Raw genomic sequence first — 18,181 nt, 5'->3', positions numbered from 1 at the left:
AGCCAAAAATCATAATAATAACTTAATAAACAAAACTTTTGATATTTATTTTGTCATTTTTTTTGCCAAAATAGACAGTAAACCGTTTTAGTAACTCTATTTTAGTTACAAAATCTTATCCAAACACTATTTTTGATAAAAAATTGTTAGTATAGTTAAAAACTAACGATATGTTAATTTTATACTACTTTGAAATTTAGTATTTGAGTTTTTAATTATATAAAGGCTAATATTTCGGTATATTGATAAGAATTGAGATAGTCACAGCTAATTTTTAGAATTTCTAAAGAAATGTGATTGGTTATCCAATTTCAAGGTTTTTATAATTACACAATAAAAAAATGATCTATCTAGATAAAGAATTATTTTTCTGCTAATAGATTGGTAATTATAGCAACCTTAACTAAATTAGATATGATTGTTATACTCGAAACAGGCCAAAAAAAATTTTAAGATCATACTAATCTTGAAACGGGAAACTATGACAACATTTTATAGAAAACAAAAAGCCGGCAAATGCCGGCTTTTTGTTTTCTATAAAAATTCTATCTAATATCCTGGATTCTGACTTTCCTGAGACATTTCTTTATTAGCATTAATTTCTGACTGGGGGATTGGCCAAATTTGTCTATTTGTATTCAAAGAAGAAGTTCCTTTATTTTCAACAACTTCGTCTAAAATATTTAAACGTTTAGCATCATACCATCTTTTACCTTCAGCAAAGAATTCTACTCTTCTTTCTTTCGAAATTAAAGCAATAAAATTAGAAGAATTTAATTCCACTTCATCCAAACCTGCTCTGCTACGTACATCGTTGATATAAGTTGAAGCTGTATCAAAATCTCCATTTCTCGCTAACAATTCAGCATAAAGCAACTCAACTTCTGCATAACGATAAATATACCTTTGATCTGTTCCTGTTGATACATCATTATATTTTGCTATATATGTCGAGCTAAGATCATCTGCATTTGTAATAAGACTTATTCTGTTATCACCATCAACAAACGCATCTAGTAAATTAGAAGAAGGTGCAACCTCTCTTCTACCTCCCAAACCGGATGGATAGAAATAAAATGCTAAACTATTTTGATCGTCAGTACTGTAATTCACTCTAAAAATAGATTCAGAATTGGAACCATTAGAAAATACAGATGAATAATCACTAACTAAAGAATATTCTCTTATAACACTCTCCAAAATTGTAGTTGCATTTTCATAATCTTCTTGATTCATATAAACTTTTGCCAACAATACATTTAAAGCATCATTAGAAAAATGATAAACATCACTATCTGCTACATTACCCTTAGCGTCTAACAAATCAGCTAATATATAATCGTAAACTTCTTGTTCTGAAGATCTTGCAACATTAGCAGCAGAAGCTCCATTATTTGAGACCAAATCGTTTTCATGTGGTAATGGAACGCCACCAAACATTCTTACTAAGTCAAAATACATTAGTGCTCTTAAACCTTTAGCTTCTGCAATTATTGCATTTTTATCTGACTCTTCTATACCGGTTACAGATTCCATTTCGTTAATTACAGCATTAGCTCTAAAAATTACTTTATAACGATAGAACCAAAAGTTAGCTACTGCAGTATTCGTGGCAGGAACGTTGTTAATAACCAACTCGTCGAATATGCCATAAGAACCACTATGTGCAAACTCATCTGCATACAATCCTAGTGACATAATTGGATAGGCTCCGGCAACATAAACATCTTGCATACCATCATAGATACCATCAACAGCCTGCTGTGCAGTTGTCATATCGGTGATAAACTGATCCTGCCCTATAGTGGTTGGATCGGCAACTTCCAACTCGTCCTCGCAGCTCGCCAATAGACTCCCTATTAGCAATACAAATAATACTATATATTTATTCATTCTTTAATTTTTAGAAATTAATATTTACACCAAACTTATAAACCTTATTCCCGCCTTGAGTTAGAAAATCCGTTCCGCTCGTAACTGCTGAATCACCAGAATAGTTAACCTCTGGATCTAATCCTGAATAATCGGTAAACATTAATAAGTTATCTGCTGATGCATAAAAACGAACACTGGCAAAACCTAAAACATCATTAGGAAGTGTATATCCCAAGGTTACATTTCTTAGTTTTATAAAAGACCCGTCTTCAACTAATCTTGCTGAATCGTAGTTATTGTAAGCCGATGTAGCATAGTTTGGTCGTGGAATATTCGTGTTGGTATTTTCAGGCGTCCAATAATTTAATTGGTTAGCGAATTTCCCGTAAACTGGATTAGCTGCAGAACCTGTATATTGAAGTGTAGAATTTAATACATCGTTACCTTCAGACCATGCCCATAAAAAGTATAAATCAAAGTTTTTATATTTTATATTATTTGTCCAAGAAGCTGTAAAATCTGCCCATGGAGATCCTCCCATTATATAATCTGCATCATTTATAACTCCGTCACCATTCTGATCGACATATTTAACATCACCAGTACTTACACCATCAGCTACAAGGGCCTCTGGTATTTCATCACCTTCTTGATATAATCCATCTGCCTCTAAAACATAAAAAGCTCCTAACTCTTCGCCCTCCTGAACTCTACTTGCAAAGCCTCTTGTAAATGGAGAATTTCCATCAAGTGAAGTTACCTTGTTTTTTAAAGTACTGAATCCTAACGAAGACTTCCAACTAAAATCCTGAGTATCGAAGATTTGAACATCTAAAGAAACTTCATGACCTTTATTAGTCATTTCTCCTACATTTCCGTAAAAACTACTAAAACCAGAGGAGTACGCTAGAGGAATTTCTAATAGAAGATCGTCTGTCTTTTTATCGAAATAATCATATTCAATAGAAACAACATTATTAAATAGTCCTAACGAGAAACCTAAATCTAGCTGATTGGTCACCTCCCATTTTACATCAGAATTTCCGATGTCTGTAATCGCTGTACCAACGGTTCCCGCGTAGGGTGTAGAACTTACCCCTGCAAGTGCATCATAAGAACCTATTCCTGTATCATTACCTGTAACACCGTAAGATGCTCTCAATTTTACAAAATTGAAGGCTTCACTATTAAACCACTCTTCTTCTGAAAGAATATATCCTGCAGAAACTGAAGGGAAATATCCCCATTTTTCATTCTCTCCAAATTTCGAAGATCCATCAGCTCTTAAACTTCCTTCAATGATATATTTTCCATATAGATTGAAAGAGGCTCTACTGATCAATGAGTATAATTTTGATTCATTGTAACTTCCCAACGCTCCTGAAACAGTTGCACCTTGTGATACCTCTTGCAAATCTGGAGACGCGAAATTAGTTCTTTCAGCATTCACGAAATTGTACTTTCTTCCATTATATTCCCCCGCCAATAATCCTGTAAATGCGATATCATCATTGATATCTACATCAAAATTTAAAGCTTGAGTTGTCATAAATCTTCTAATTCTAGCCATTCTTTGGTAAGCATAGCCATTAGTCCCAGCTCCTTTCGCAGTTGTAGATGGATTATATTGTTTCTCATCAATATCCATATTATCAAGACCATATTTGGAACTAAAACTCAACCAGTCGGTAAAATCATAAGTAAATTCAGCGTTTGCCAAAATTCTAAATGTTTCCAAATTCCCCTGATCTAAAAGAGCATTTTGAACAGGATTTGAAAATTGCCAAGTTGTACTATTGTAAGAACCGTCTTCATTAAAAATTCCATTACCAGGTGATTCAAGAACCGCATTGGATAGCACTCCGTATATATTATTATCACCATTAGCCATAACTTGTTCCTCACTGGTCAAAGTTACCCCTCCGTTGAATTTAAATTTATCTGTAATCTCTTGGTTAAGATTCATGGTGTAATTATCTCTATGATAATCTTGTCCTAGAATAACACCTTCCTGGTCAAAAGACGATCCTGCTAAATAATACTGTGTACCTTCAGATCCACCAGAAACACTAGCAGAGATATTACGAACCACAGCATCATCTCTATAAATAGCATCCGTATAACTATCTCCACGATTTGATACCGAGTTATAATATTGACTGAGTTCAGCATCACTTGCGCCGGCTAGAGATTCATTACCAGAATATTGAGATGAAGCATATCCCGATCCTTCTGAAGCCTGATAATAGTCATCGCTGAATTTCAACCACTGGCCGTAATTCATCGTTTCGTATTTCTCTATTGGGTTTTGAATACCAATGTAAGAACTTAGAGAAACTTTGGGTTTCCCTGATTTACCTCTTTTTGTAGTTATAATTACTACACCGTTCGAAGCTCTAGAACCATAGATTGCCGCTGCTGCTGCATCCTTTAATACTTCTATAGATTCTATATCTGAAGGACTAATACTGGATAGCGCACTATTTTGCTGCCCTCCATAACTATCTGAAATTGTTGATCCAGATTCTATTTGTACACCATCAACAATATATAACGGACTATTAGATCCATTAATAGAAGTTGCTCCACGAATTCTTAATCTCACCTCACCTCCAGGAGCTCCAGAAGCTTGAGTTGATTGAACTCCCGTTGAGTTTCCCTGTAGCGCTGCGGAGATGTTGGCCACAGAAATTCTTTGTGCATCTTCTGCATCTACTTGAGATATCGCAGTTGTTACGTTTCTTTTCGAAGTAGATCCATAACCGGTAACGACTACTTCATCTAAAGCAGAAGCATCCACAACCATAGTAACATCAACTTCAGTATCTGAACCAACTACTATTGATTTAGTGCCGAAGCCTATATAACTAAAACTTAATGTTGCACCTTTTGGAGCTGAAATACTATACTTACCATCAAAATTAGTGAGCACTCCGTTTGAAGTTCCCTTTTCAATAACATTTACACCAGGCAATGGTAAACCATCTTCATCTACTACTGTCCCGGTAATGGATTTTTCTTGTGCAATAGATAATTGTACCACTAACACCATTAGCAGCGTTAGCATTCTACTTAGATTTTTCTTCATCATTATTTAATTTCAAAATGAATTAACAAAATTGTTAATTTTTCATAAAGAAGCAATGAAATATGAAGTGAAGTTCTTAACAGAAAATCAATGAAAACGTTTGATATTGCTGAGGTATCTTAATTTTAACAAAATACAAAAGCATCTCCATAAATTAAAAAAGGTTGCTTTTTTAGAGCAACCTTTTAAATCTATCATTTAATCAAAACTAATTTTGATCACTAGAAGTAATATAAGGATTGGCATCTATTTCAGCTTGTGGAATTTTCCAAATCCAGTCATCATTCTGTGATGGTCTTTCTTGAAAATAACCATCTTGATAAAGAACTTTTGCAGCACCAGAATCGCTATAATCTAATGGCTCATCCCAACGAATATGATCATGAAAACTAAATCCTTCACCCCATAATTCTACACCTCTTTGGAATTTAACTTCTTCCATAAGCTCAGCCTGATCAGAGAAATCTGAAGCGTCGTAATCAGAATCTCTAGATGCTCCAAACTCCTGCAATAATTGTTGAGCCTCACTAGTTTGATTCATCATAGCTAAAGCTTCGATCTCGATCAAATACATTTCAGAAGCTCTCATATAAATAACATCATCAGGATCTGTAGTTCCTGGATTTTGTTGTAGAAATTTAACCGTCATGTATGGATGTGTATTGTGCGCACTAGTCATCCCGTATGTAGCAATAATTTCATCCTTTGCGTTCTGAAATTCTTCCTCAGAATCATAATTAGGATCAGACTCATAGCTTCCTCCCTCTCCGTTTGAAGCAGAAGGATTTGTATTAGGTGCCATTGGCAACCAAGCTTCTTTTCTAAAGTCAGTCTCAGGAATCATGTCATATAATCCACTGCTTATGATCTTTGGATTACTTCTATTCTGGCTACCATTAAAAGTAGGAGAAACATAATAAAAATAAGACTGAAAATAATTTGTTTCGCTATCGATAACTTCACCTCCCCAAATAACTTCTGAAAGATCTACAGTATTAAATCCAGATAGCCATTGTGATTCGTCTAATAATTGGTAACCGTCTCTTGCTAACGCAGCAGCTTCGGCAGCAGTTTCCCAATCTCCTTTAGATAGTGCAATTCTTGCCTTTATACCGTAGGCAGCATTTAAAGAAATATGAGATTTATTAGCTGCATTACTTGCATTCTCCAAGTGGGCAATTGCCTCATCAATATCCTTTTCCATTTGAGCATAAACTTCTTCTACAGTAGAGCGTGGTGCACTCTCGTAAGGTGTTTCAGTAGAAAAAACGATAGGCACACCAAGATCTGTCGATGGATTCCCAATCGTATAACCCTTAGCATAGGTAGTAACGAGTTTGTGGTAAGCCCAAGCTCTATAAGCGTAAGCCTGCCCTAGAACATTATTAAGGCGTGGAGTTTCAGCAAAATCACCTTCTGAAACAGTATTAATTATCGAGTTAGAGCTCGCAATAAAATGATAACGCTGGTACCAAAAATTATATACAGTTGTATAAGTTGGATTTGTGTGCGTTAACCACTGCAAGTCTGATGTCATCCATCCATTTCCAGGAGAAGAATGTATTATACTTCCGCCCATTGCATCTAGTGAAGGTATAAAATGACTTTCACCACTCCTACTGGATGAAGAACCAGGTAATTGTGCTTGAGAATAAACCTGCCTATGCAAACCATTTAAAACTAGCATCATGTTATCTGTACTTGACAGCGCATCTTCGGCAGATATTGCATCTGTTGGAGAATTTTGGAGAAAATCATCCGAACAGCTAACACTAATTAAAGCAACTAGCATTAGGCAAAAAGAAAAACGAGATTTATTAAGTATATTCATTATTGTATCTTTTTTAGATTCTTAAAAGGAAATATTTAAACCAGCTGAAATAATTCTACTCGGATTGTAATCATTTCCGCTTGGAGTTCCTGATAAATTGTATTGTGGATTAAGTCCTTTTCTTTCGGACACCATAAATAAATTCTCGGCAGACACAAATAAGCGTAAGTTTTTAACACCTATAGTATCAATAAATCCACTATTGAAATTATATGATAAATTCACATTACGTAAAGAAATGAAAGAAGCATCTGTTAACCATCTAGACGACAAAGATGGTGATAAATTGGTATTCCCATTTTCTAACCTTGGAACATTGGTTTGATCACCAGGATTTTTCCATGCATTTAAAGCGTCTGGATGCATTGATTCACCATAAGCACCTTCATGCATCATATTGGCATAACCATAATCCAATATTTCGCCACCAAGTTGGTAGGTAAAAAGGAAGTTTAAACCAAATCCTTTATAATTAAATTGATTTCTAATTGATCCTATTAAATCTGGTATTGCGGTTGCACCAACATAAGTTCTATTAGCATCAGTGGGATCTGTTAAAGTAACATGTTCCCCTTCTTCGTTGATTACCGGAACGTATTCTCCCGTTTCAGCGTCTTCTTCGTAAGAATAGTAAAGTGCGTCTCCATTTTCTGGATCTACACCTGCATAGTCGTACAAAAAGAAATCATATCTGGATCTACCTTCCATCCATCTCTTAGACCCTGTAACAAAAGGATCTGGTAAAGACGTAATTCTGTTTTTATAAGTAGAAAATTGTAAACCTAAATTCCATTTAAAATTCTCATTATCAACTAAGATACCTTCCAATCCTAATTCAAATCCTTCGTTATACATATCTCCAATATTATCTGGACCTTCATTTAATCCCATAGATATTGGCAGAGGTACATTGTATAAAAGATCTGAAGAATTTCTTCTATAATACTCTAAAGATCCACTCAATCTATAATCAAGAAGACCAAATTCGACTGCTACATCATAACTTTCTATAGTTTCCCATGTTAATGAGCTATTACCTAAGTCTGACCAATAAATTCCTGGACTACCCGCATTTGGAAGCAAAGAATATCTTGGTTGCGAAATATAATAATCATCAAGGTCATCGTTACCTACCTCACCGTAAGAAGCTCGAAGCTTTAAATTATTAACAACATCTACATTGTCCATAAATTCCTCCTGATCAATTCTCCATGCACCACCTATAGAGTAAAAATTACCCCATCTAACATCTTCGTCGAAAACAGAAGAACCGTCTCTTCTAATAGATGCACTTAAGTAGTATCTTTCTTCAAAATTATAGTTAAGCCTAGAGAAATATCCTTCTAGCGTTTTATCTGAGGTGTAACCATCCAAAGTCGCTATTGTAGAGAAGTTATCAAATTCATATATACCTTCAGCTGTCTGTGTATTTTTAAAACCATATACTTCAGAATAAGTTCTATCAAAACTTTCATGACCTAAAGTCAAATCAAAACTATGGTCTCCAAAAGATTTATTATAATTCAAGATTTGGTTGAAGTTTTCTACTGTTCTTCTAAATCTGGTTTCTCTATATCTACCCGCTGGTTGCCCATCTCCGACGAGGTTATTCTCGTAACGTTTGTTTTTATAGTCATTAACATCCTGACCATATAAGATATCCAGCTTCAAACCATCTATAATTTGAATACCTGCGTTCATTCTTACACCATAATTATTAGTCTCAGTCTTATCTTTATTCAATAAAACTTCTTCAATTGCATGTCTACCAACATTCGTTGGTCGTGATTGAATTCCGTAGTCAGCATAACCTTCTCCCCTATCAAATTGTAAATTTCCGGCTGAATCTCTAATGTAATCACCCGTTTGCGGATCTACTATGTAAGTTGGGTAAATCGAACCCATATTTTTCGCAAAGCCAAATGGATTTGCTACAGAAGAACCTCTAGAAGACGGCCCGTTCGATTCAGAAAGTGCCATGTTAACATTACCTCCCAATGTTAACCAATCTGTAGGAGTAAAATTCCCTTTGATTCGAGCAGTAGTTCTCTCAAAGTCACTAGTCACAACATATCCTTCTTCTTTCAAATTAGAGACAGAAAAAAATACATTATGATCTTCGCCCCCAGCAGAAACATCTACTGAATTAAACATTCTTTCTCCTGTTCTTTCCAAAGGCTCGTACCAATCTAAACCTTTTGCAATAACTTCTGCCTCAGGATTAAGCTGTCCATTTTCTTGAACAATTTGATCATTAGGTACATTAAAAGGATTATATCCTAAACGATTAAAAATCGTTGCTGAAGCCTCAGCCTCAGGATTATCGACATCTAAAGAATTTTTATAACCTTGCCACATAAGTTCGTAGTACTCTCCTGGGTTTACGTTATCATAAAGCGAGATTGCACGATTAACAACACCTATTTGAGAGTCTACATTTACACGTAATTCTTGACTCCCTTTACCATTTTTAGTTGTTATTAGAACAACACCATTAGCAGCTCGAGAACCGTAAAGTGATGTAGAAGCCGCATCTTTCAAAACGGTCATAGATTCAATATCATTTTGATTCAAAGCATTCAAAGCGCCTTCGAACTGAACTCCATCAACGATAATTAATGGATCTGTATCTCCGTTAAGAGTACCTACACCTCTAATAATGATATTTGGTGACGAACCCGGCTGACCGGATGCTGATAAAAACTGAACTCCGGTAGAATTCCCTTCAATTGCAGATAATGGAGAAGTAAGAGATCGCTGTTCTAATTGCTCAGCCTTTATCGTACTTGCTGAACCTGTAAACGATTCTTTCGTGGTTGTACCATAAGCAACTACGAGGACCTCATCTAAAGCAGCGGAATCGGTATTCAACGTTATATCATAAACATCATCTGTTCCCACTACGATTCTCTTAGTGACAAACCCAACATAACTAAAAATTAAGGTAGCACCTGTCTCTACTCTAATTTTATACTCCCCATCGAAGTCGGTCTGAGTCCCATTTGAGGTTCCATCCTCGATTACATTTACTCCGGGCAATGGAAGACCACTTTCGTCCAAAATTTTTCCGGCAACGGTTTTTTGTTGCGCGAACAAAAGTTGCCCGCATAACACCAAAACTAGTGTTAAACAAACATGTAATTTTTTCTTCATTTTTCGTTAAATTTGAATTAGCAAGTCGCAAAAATGCTAAGAATTTAGAGCTTAACAAAATCCTGAAAAATTTGAAAATAACTTTTAAGTAAAACGTTTAAGCATAAATAAAAACTTTCATTAGTAAAAAATAGTTCAACTAGTCTCTAAATGAGAATACTTCAAACAACGCAGAAATTTTTAATGCTTCTTTAAGAAAAACGAAATTGTAATTTTAACATAAAAAACAATATTTTAATCTTAAGATGAATCGTTTTGAGATTAAGAGTACTAGTATTAGAATAAAACATATATTATTATCCAGAATACATGCTGTGAACTTTGGAATAATTTAAAAAATCCAACCCTAAAAATGCTCCTGAAAAGACATCTAAAAAATTGCGAATATGAATGTGGAACAGATGAAGCAGGTAGAGGTTGTATAGCAGGGCCTGTAACTGCAGCTGCTGTAATTCTACCAGAATCTTTTAAAAATAAGATATTGAGGGATTCTAAAAAATTATCTTTAAAGAACCGTTCTTCGCTAAGAGAAATAGTAGAAAATGAAAGTAGCACTTATGGAGTGTCACATATCTTTATGGAGACCATAGATGAAATCAATATTTTGAATGCTTCAATATTAGCTATGCATAAATCTATTGAGCAATTAAAAGTGCTGCCGGAACACATCATTGTAGATGGCAATAGATTTAAACCATTCAATAATATTCCTCACGAATGTATTATTAAGGGAGATGATAAATATCTTAGTATCGCTGCTGCTTCTATCTTAGCAAAAACCTATAGAGATGAATATATGGAGAAAATTCATGAGGAATTCCCCATGTATAACTGGAAGCAAAATAAAGGATATCCAACCAAGGAACATCGCGAAGCGATAAGAAAATTCGGTATAACTAAATACCATCGTAAAAGCTTTAGACTTTTGCCAGAGCAGTTAGAATTGAACTTTAACTCAATTCCGCATCAAACAATTCCTTAAAGTACGAAAGAAATTTTTGCTTCAGCACCTCCATGTCGATACTGGCTTTACCTAATTCAACATTAAGAGATGTTACTGCTTTTTCTTTAATTCCGCAGGGAACAATGTTATCAAAATACCCCAAATCTGCATTTACATTTAATGCCAAACCGTGCATGGTAACCCAGCGACTCGCTCGAACACCCATAGCACATATTTTTCTCGCAAATGGTGTACCCACATCTAACCAAACTCCGGTTTCTCCCTCACTACGTTCTGCTTTTATTCCGTAGTCCTGTAAAGTAAGAATGACTGCTTCTTCTAACAACCTTAAATATTTATGAATATCGGTAAAAAAATTATCTAAATCCAAAATAGGATAAATCACCATTTGTCCGGGACCATGATAGGTTATATCTCCTCCCCGATTGATTTTATAAAAAGTAGCGCCTTTTTCTTTTAATTGCTTTTCGTTGATAAGAAGATTAGAAATATCTCCGCTTTTTCCCAACGTATAAACATGGGGATGCTCTACTGAAAGTAGATAATTAGGCGTTTCCTCTTGAGATCCTTCTCGCCTATTTTTAACTTTCAGCTCCAAAATCTCCTTGAATAACTGTTCTTGGTAGTCCCAGGTGTCTTTGTAATCTTTAAACCCTAATTCCCTTACTTCAATCTTCTTGTTCTGTTGCACAGTCATCATTTATTAGGATTATTTAAAATTATGAGTGCAGCGATTACTCCGGGAATCCAACCTAAAAGGGTTAAAAGCAGCACTATAATAATAGAACCGCACCCCTTATCAAATACCGCTAAGGGCGGAAAAAATATTGATAAAATTACGCGCCAAATACTCATAAAATCGATTTTATCTAAAACAAAAACAAAGATATAATTTCTGCTTCAGATTCATAGCTAATCTTAAATAGATCATTGGTTGGTACTCTGATTGTCATTATATTTGCAGCTGCTTCCTAAAAAAGGAAGAAGCTAAAATTTAAAATTACATCATGCAGCTATCTGAACAGGAAATCATAAGAAGAGAAAAACTGGCTACATTAAGAGAAAAAGGAATTAATCCTTATCCGGCCGACTTATTTCCATTAGATCACACCTCTGCCGATATAAAGGCAAGTTTCGAAGAAGGTAAAAAAGTTGTTATCGCGGGTAGACTAATGTCCCGAAGAATCCAGGGAAAAGCATCTTTCGCAGAATTACAAGACTCTAAAGGTAAGATTCAGGTTTACTTTAATCGTGACGAAATTTGTACCGGAGAAGATAAAAGCTTGTACAATGATGTATATAAGAAACTGCTGGATATTGGTGATTTTATAGGTATCCAGGGAGAATTATTTAAAACACAAGTTGGTGAAATGACTGTAATGGTTAAAGATTTTGAGCTTTTAAGCAAATCTATCCGTCCATTGCCTTTACCAAAAACAGATAAAGAAGGAAATACATACGATGGATTCACAGATCCAGAACATCGTTACCGTCAGCGTTACGCAGATCTAGCGGTGAATCCTAAAGTGAAAGAAATTTTTGTAAAGCGTACCAAGTTATTTACGGCAATGCGTAATTTCTTTAACGAATCTGGATATTTCGAGGTTGAAACTCCAATTCTTCAGTCGATTCCTGGTGGTGCTGCGGCTCGACCTTTTATTACCCATCATAATGCGCTAGACATTCCGCTATATTTAAGAATTGCAAACGAGCTTTATCTTAAGCGTTTAATCGTTGGTGGTTTTGATGGCGTTTATGAGTTCTCGAAAAACTTCAGAAATGAAGGAATGGATAGAACTCACAATCCGGAATTTACAGCAATGGAAATTTATGTAGCCTACAAAGACTATAACTGGATGATGGATTTTACTGAAAAACTATTAGAACATTGTGCAACATCGGTTAATGGAACTACAGAAGCTACCTTCGGAAAACATAAGGTAGATTTTAAAGCACCGTATAAGCGTGTTACCATGACTGATGCTATTATCGAATTCACAGGATTTGATATTACCGGTAAATCTGAAGCAGAATTATTCGAGGCTGCGAAAGAAATGGGTATTGAGGTAGATGAAACCATGGGTAAAGGGAAACTTATCGATGAGATTTTTGGTGAAAAATGTGAAGGAAATTACATCCAACCAACCTTTATTACCGATTATCCAAAAGAAATGAGCCCACTTTGTAAAACGCATCGTGAAAATCCAGAATTAACCGAGCGTTTCGAGCTTATGGTTTGTGGTAAAGAAATCGCTAATGCATATTCAGAACTTAACGATCCTATCGATCAGCGTGAGCGCTTTGAAGAACAATTGCGATTAGCTGAAAAAGGTGATGATGAAGCAACCGAATTTATCGATCAGGATTTCTTGCGTGCTTTAGAATATGGTATGCCTCCAACATCTGGATTAGGAATTGGGATGGATCGTTTAATTATGTTTTTAACCAATAATCAATCTATTCAGGAAGTATTGTTTTTCCCACAAATGAAGCCGGAGAAAAAACAGGTTGAACTTACTGAAGAAGAAAAAGCAGTTTACCAATTACTGAAAGATGACGAAAACCATAATATGGATCTTATTAAAGAGAAATCTGGCTTGAGTAATAAAAAATGGGATAAAGCTCTAAAATCGCTTAGAAAACATAAAATGATAAATGTATTTAAGGAAGGTGAAGAAATGAAGATAAGCGTTGTATAAGGCTTACTTCTATTTAAAATTATACCTGAAAGGCTACATTAATTTGTAGCCTTTTTTTATTACAAAATGCCATGTTTTCCATTTTCCTTAACTTCGTTTTAAACCTTTTTAAGAAAAATGAGTCCTAATAACAAGGTTGAATATTTCAGTGTAGCACACTTAAAAAATTTATTCAGCTTTAATAAAAATCAAACCTAATTTATGACTAACAAATTACCGATCAGGATTTGTGCTGTCGGTCTTTCCTTTTTAATGGCCTCTTGTGCTGTTTTTCAGAAAAACAAGAAAGATCAGTCTGCTAATGCACAAAAAGAAGAATCTAAAGACGGATTAAAACCTTACGCAAAAGTCATCACTAAAGATGCAAAATCAGATAAAGGTCTTTTTACCGTACACAAAGTAAAAAACAAGTATTACTACGAGATTCCAGATAGCCTTTTTAATAGAGAAATGCTTACTGTAACAAGAATCGCCAAAACAGCCTCAGGTATTGGATTTGGTGGTGGTAAACAAAACACACAGGTACACCGCTGGCAAAAGAAAGGTGATCAGGTTTTACTAAGAGTCGTATCTTATGATATTTATGCTGCAGATTCGCTACCTGTTCACGAGGCTGTTGTCAACTCTAACTTCGAGCCAATTTTAAGCTCTTTTGATGTTGAAACTATTGGTAAAGATTCTATAAACAAATCTACTGTTATCGAAGTTACCGATCTTTACAAAAAAGATGTACAGGCTTTAGGTCTAGGTGACCGCTACCGTAAACAATATAAAGTTTCGAGATTAGATGATAGCCGTTCTTTTATAGATACGATAAGAAGTTATCCTGAAAATATCGAAGTTCGACATATAAAAACCTACAATGCGGGTAACCCTCCGTCTAATTCTAGCACAGGATCAATTTCGGTAGAATTTAGTAATTCTATGATTCTTTTGCCAGAAGAACCAATGGAGCGTCGTTACTTTGATGAGCGTGTAGGATGGTTTACAACGAACCAAACCGATTATGGTTTGGACGTACAAAAGAGTAAAACTGTTGAATATCTTGACCGTTGGAGACTAGAGGTTAAGGAGGAAGACATGGAGAAGTTTGAAAACGGTGAGTTAGTTGAACCTAAAAAACAAATCGTTTATTACATCGACCGTGCAACGCCAAAAAAATGGGTTCCTTACATTAAGCAAGGTATCGAAGACTGGCAAGTAGCTTTTGAAGAAGCCGGTTTCAAAAATGCAATTATCGCTAAAGAGGCACCTTCCCCAGAGGAAGATCCAGATTGGAGCCCAGAAGATGTTCGTTATTCAACCGTTCGTTATTTAGCTTCACCAATTCCTAACGCGAATGGTCCTCACGTAAGCGATCCACGTTCTGGAGAAATATTGGAGTCTGATATCAACTGGTACCATAATGTAATGACATTACTTAGAAACTGGTATTTTGTACAAACGGCTGCAATTAATGAGGAAGCTCGTGGCGTAGCATTTAAAGATGAAATAATGGGGCGTTTAATTCGTTTCGTTTCTTCTCATGAAGTTGGTCACACTTTAGGTCTTCCGCACAATATGGGTAGCAGCCCGGCTTATGCAGTTGAAGACTTACGTGATCCAGAATTCACCGCAAAATATGGAACTGCACCATCAATTATGGATTATGCACGTTTCAATTATGTAGCTCAGCCAGGTGATGGTGATGTTGCTTTAATGCCAAATATTGGTCCTTACGACAAGTATGCGATTATGTGGGGATATAAACCTATTCCAGAAAAAGAAGGTAGAGAAGAAAAGCCTGTTTTAGATGAATGGATTTTAGAACATGCAGGTGATCCTTTATATCGCTTCGGAAGTCAGCAAAGTGGCGGAGTAATAGACCCTTCTTCTCAAACAGAAGATCTTGGTGACGACGCAATGCTTGCTAGTGAATACGGTATCAAAAACTTGAAGCGTATTGTTCCTAAATTAATAGAGTGGACTGCTGAAGATGGTAAGGATTACGAAGACTTAGACGAGCTTTATGGCCAGGTGCTTAGCCAACTAAATCGCTATATGGGTCACGTAGCTGCTAATATTGGTGGTGTTTACGAGAACTCTAAAACCTACGACCAGGAAGGTGCCGTTTATACGCATGTTGCCAAAGAAAAACAGGAAAGAGCAATGGACTTTTTACAAGAACAATTGTTTGAAACTCCAAATTGGTTAATCGATCAGGACATTTTCAATAAAATCGAATTCGACGGAAATATCGAAAGAATTAGAAGTATGCAAAGTAGTACACTTTCTAACGTACTTGACTTCGGAAGAATGCAACGTTTACTTGAAAACGAAGAAGTTAATGGGAAAGAAGCATATACGCTTCTAGACATGATGGAAGACTTACGTTCTGGAATCTGGAACGAATTAAATTCAGGTAAAAAAATCGATAGATATCGTAGAAACTTACAAAGAGCGTATATCGATCGTTTAGGACATTTAATGACCGAAGATCAGGCAGCGATTCCTAGTGCTTATCGCCGTTGGGTTAGTAGAACTAACGTAAATGTAGCGCAAAGTGATATTCGACCAATTGTTAGAGGAGAATTAAAGACACTCCAAAGACAAATAAGAAATTCTATGTACCGATCAGGAGATACGTTAACTAGATATCACCTTCAGGATGCATTAGAACGAATAGATGAAATTCTAAACCCTAACGACTAATCTATCCATAGAATCTATATGATTTATTAGATTTAAACCTGTCTCCCCCACGAGGCAGGTTTTTTTATGTGAAGTTTTCAGATGATTTAATTAAACCTTTTAGTATTTTAACAGTCTTAGTAAGGAATTCACTTTAAATCGCTTCAAGATGAAAAAATTATGTTTTTTAATGATGATGCTTGTTTCGATATCTTCTTTTGCGCAGCAGAAAGAAAGTCGTAGAAAGCAAATGAAGGAACGTGCAGCTATGAATATGACTGCTGAAGAAAAAGCTATTCTGAAATCAAAAAGATTAACATTAGACCTAGATCTAACCGAACACCAGCAAAAAGAATTTCAGAAATTATATGTAAATCACGCTGAAGAAAAGCATGAACTAAAAGAAGACAGAAAAGAAGCTGCTAAAAATAGTAATCTTAGAGAGCAATCATTTGAGCAAATGAATGCGCGTCTAGATAGAGAAATAGCATTTCAACAAGCTATGCTGGAAATTTTGAGTAAAGAGCAATATGAGCTTTGGAAAGCAACAAAAAGAATGGCATTCGCAGAGCGTCAAAAAAGGTAAAGAGTAAACCCCAAATAACTCCTATTTATTCTAGTTTAATTGCAAAAAGAGAAGCTTTTAGCTTCTCTTTTTTTATTTCTTAATTACTGAATAAAATATTTTACGATCATCCCGCCAGCGAGCCAGGCGTAACAAACAAAAGCAATATATTTTAGGCTTTTTTCCATCAATTTACTTTTTGGCGCCATTTCTTTCATTTGCATTACATCGGTTCTTTTAAAGAAACCTAAGTAGATCAAATATCCTGAAATAAGCAAAAAAGCAATATTCAGAAAAAAGGTATAATCTATTTTAAAAAAAGTCTGATCTTGAACCTGCACGCTAGAAGGATCTGGAATTAAATCGAAACTTAAAAATCCGTAATGCAATAATAAAGAAGCTCCAACTAAAGAAATAAATAAAAGCATTAAGATGAAAAAGGACATTTTCCAACCATAATATTTTGCGTTTATTCTCAGAACAGGAAAAACTACCAAATCACTAAAAATAAAAGCAATGACCCCGGCAAAACTTACTCCTTTACCAAATAACAGCGCGGCTAATGGAATATTACCCATCGAACCAATAAACGTTATAAACGCAACCACAGGACCAACAATAATATGTTCTAAGATCGTCAAAAATGAAAAATTTGTATTTCCCTGCCCGCTATTAATAAATAGTGTTTGAAAAAAGGAATCCGGAATAAAAGCTGCAACAATCCCGGCAATAGTAAAACCAAGCGTCACATCTTTCCACACCATTTTCCACTCCATTCCGTATTGCTGAGAAACCTTTGCCCAGCTTTTTTCAGTTTTTATTCTTTTCTTCCAGGATTTCTGGTCGTCATTATCGTCATCCTCATCAGTTTGAAGTCTTTCTCTGGCGTTCTTAATAAGTGCTTTAGGATGAAATAAACGAATAAGCAACCAACTGATCAAGATGAGTAAAACTCCGCCTAAATATTCTCCTACAACAAACTGCCATCCTAGGAATATTGAAATAATGATTCCCAGCTCTATCACTAAATTAGTCGAAGCCAGTAAAAATGCGATACTTGAAACAAAACTTGCTCCTTTTTTAAACAAACTCTTCGTAGAAGCTAAAGCGGCGAAACTACAAGAGCTGCTTATAAAACCGAAAAATGTTCCCAGCAAGACACCCTTAGATTCATTTTCACCCATTGTTTTTTGCATCCGTTTTTCGGTTACAAAAACCTGAATACAACTACTTATCACATATCCCAGCGCAAAAGCCCATAACGCCATCCAGAAAAAACCCAGACTGGTATTTGCAGCTTCTCCCCATTTGCTTAAAAAATCATTCATAAATTAAT

Annotated in this window: 11 protein-coding genes; 4 read left to right on the top strand and 7 right to left on the bottom strand. The window is 35.4% G+C overall.

Annotated features, from left to right (window positions below):
* Nucleotides 1-549: 549 nt before the first annotated feature.
* The 4 genes from QWY91_RS15935 to QWY91_RS15920 form a co-directional block, all read right to left on the bottom strand.
* Entirely contained in the window at nucleotides 550-1,893 is a 1,344-nt protein-coding gene (locus tag QWY91_RS15935; protein ID WP_290236491.1) for a RagB/SusD family nutrient uptake outer membrane protein, read from the bottom strand.
* Nucleotides 1,894-1,903: 10 nt separating this feature from the next.
* A complete protein-coding gene (locus QWY91_RS15930) occupies nucleotides 1,904-4,966 on the bottom strand; it encodes a SusC/RagA family TonB-linked outer membrane protein (RefSeq protein WP_290236490.1) in 3,063 nt (1,020 codons plus the stop codon).
* Between the two features lie 205 nt (nucleotides 4,967-5,171).
* Nucleotides 5,172-6,794, bottom strand: coding sequence for a RagB/SusD family nutrient uptake outer membrane protein (locus QWY91_RS15925; RefSeq protein WP_290236489.1), 1,623 nt, complete (start codon nucleotides 6,792-6,794; stop codon nucleotides 5,172-5,174).
* 21 nt (nucleotides 6,795-6,815) lie between these two features.
* The gene (locus tag QWY91_RS15920) at nucleotides 6,816-9,947 is read right to left on the bottom strand and encodes a SusC/RagA family TonB-linked outer membrane protein (RefSeq protein ID WP_290236488.1); all 3,132 of its coding nucleotides are present in this window, start codon (nucleotides 9,945-9,947) and stop codon (nucleotides 6,816-6,818) included.
* A gap of 352 nt (nucleotides 9,948-10,299) precedes the next feature.
* Between QWY91_RS15920 and rnhB the strand changes: the two genes are divergently transcribed.
* Nucleotides 10,300-10,929, top strand: coding sequence for a ribonuclease HII (gene rnhB / locus QWY91_RS15915; protein ID WP_290236487.1), 630 nt, complete (start codon nucleotides 10,300-10,302; stop codon nucleotides 10,927-10,929).
* Here the strand turns inward: rnhB and lipB are convergent.
* Nucleotides 10,898-11,611, bottom strand: coding sequence for a lipoyl(octanoyl) transferase LipB (gene lipB, locus QWY91_RS15910; RefSeq protein ID WP_290236486.1), 714 nt, complete (start codon nucleotides 11,609-11,611; stop codon nucleotides 10,898-10,900). The genes rnhB and lipB overlap by 32 nt on opposite strands.
* Nucleotides 11,608-11,766, bottom strand: a complete 159-nt coding sequence (locus tag QWY91_RS15905) for a YqaE/Pmp3 family membrane protein (protein ID WP_290236485.1) — start codon at nucleotides 11,764-11,766, stop codon at nucleotides 11,608-11,610. The genes lipB and QWY91_RS15905 overlap by 4 nt, the downstream gene beginning before the upstream one ends.
* Nucleotides 11,767-11,918: 152 nt before the next feature.
* Here QWY91_RS15905 and lysS point away from each other — a divergent pair, with 152 nt between their 5' ends.
* From lysS to QWY91_RS15890, 3 genes are all read left to right on the top strand, one after another.
* Complete coding sequence (gene lysS, locus QWY91_RS15900; protein WP_290236484.1) at nucleotides 11,919-13,610, top strand: lysine--tRNA ligase; 1,692 nt, start codon at nucleotides 11,919-11,921, stop codon at nucleotides 13,608-13,610.
* A gap of 201 nt (nucleotides 13,611-13,811) precedes the next feature.
* The gene (locus QWY91_RS15895) at nucleotides 13,812-16,301 is read left to right on the top strand and encodes a zinc-dependent metalloprotease (protein WP_290236483.1); all 2,490 of its coding nucleotides are present in this window, start codon (nucleotides 13,812-13,814) and stop codon (nucleotides 16,299-16,301) included.
* Nucleotides 16,302-16,449: 148 nt separating this feature from the next.
* Entirely contained in the window at nucleotides 16,450-16,866 is a 417-nt protein-coding gene (locus tag QWY91_RS15890) for a hypothetical protein (RefSeq protein ID WP_290236482.1), read from the top strand.
* An 83-nt stretch (nucleotides 16,867-16,949) separates the two neighbouring features.
* On the opposite strand, the gene QWY91_RS15885 is transcribed toward QWY91_RS15890, so the two are convergent.
* On the bottom strand, nucleotides 16,950-18,173 hold the full coding sequence (locus QWY91_RS15885) for a permease (RefSeq protein WP_290236481.1): 1,224 nt from the start codon (nucleotides 18,171-18,173) through the stop codon (nucleotides 16,950-16,952).
* Nucleotides 18,174-18,181: the final 8 nt, after the last annotated feature.

The organism is Zunongwangia endophytica, from assembly GCF_030409505.1.
Lineage (GTDB): Bacteria > Bacteroidota > Bacteroidia > Flavobacteriales > Flavobacteriaceae > Zunongwangia > Zunongwangia endophytica.
Note: the sequence above shows the minus strand (reverse complement) of the source record. Positions and strands in the feature narration are given on the sequence as shown.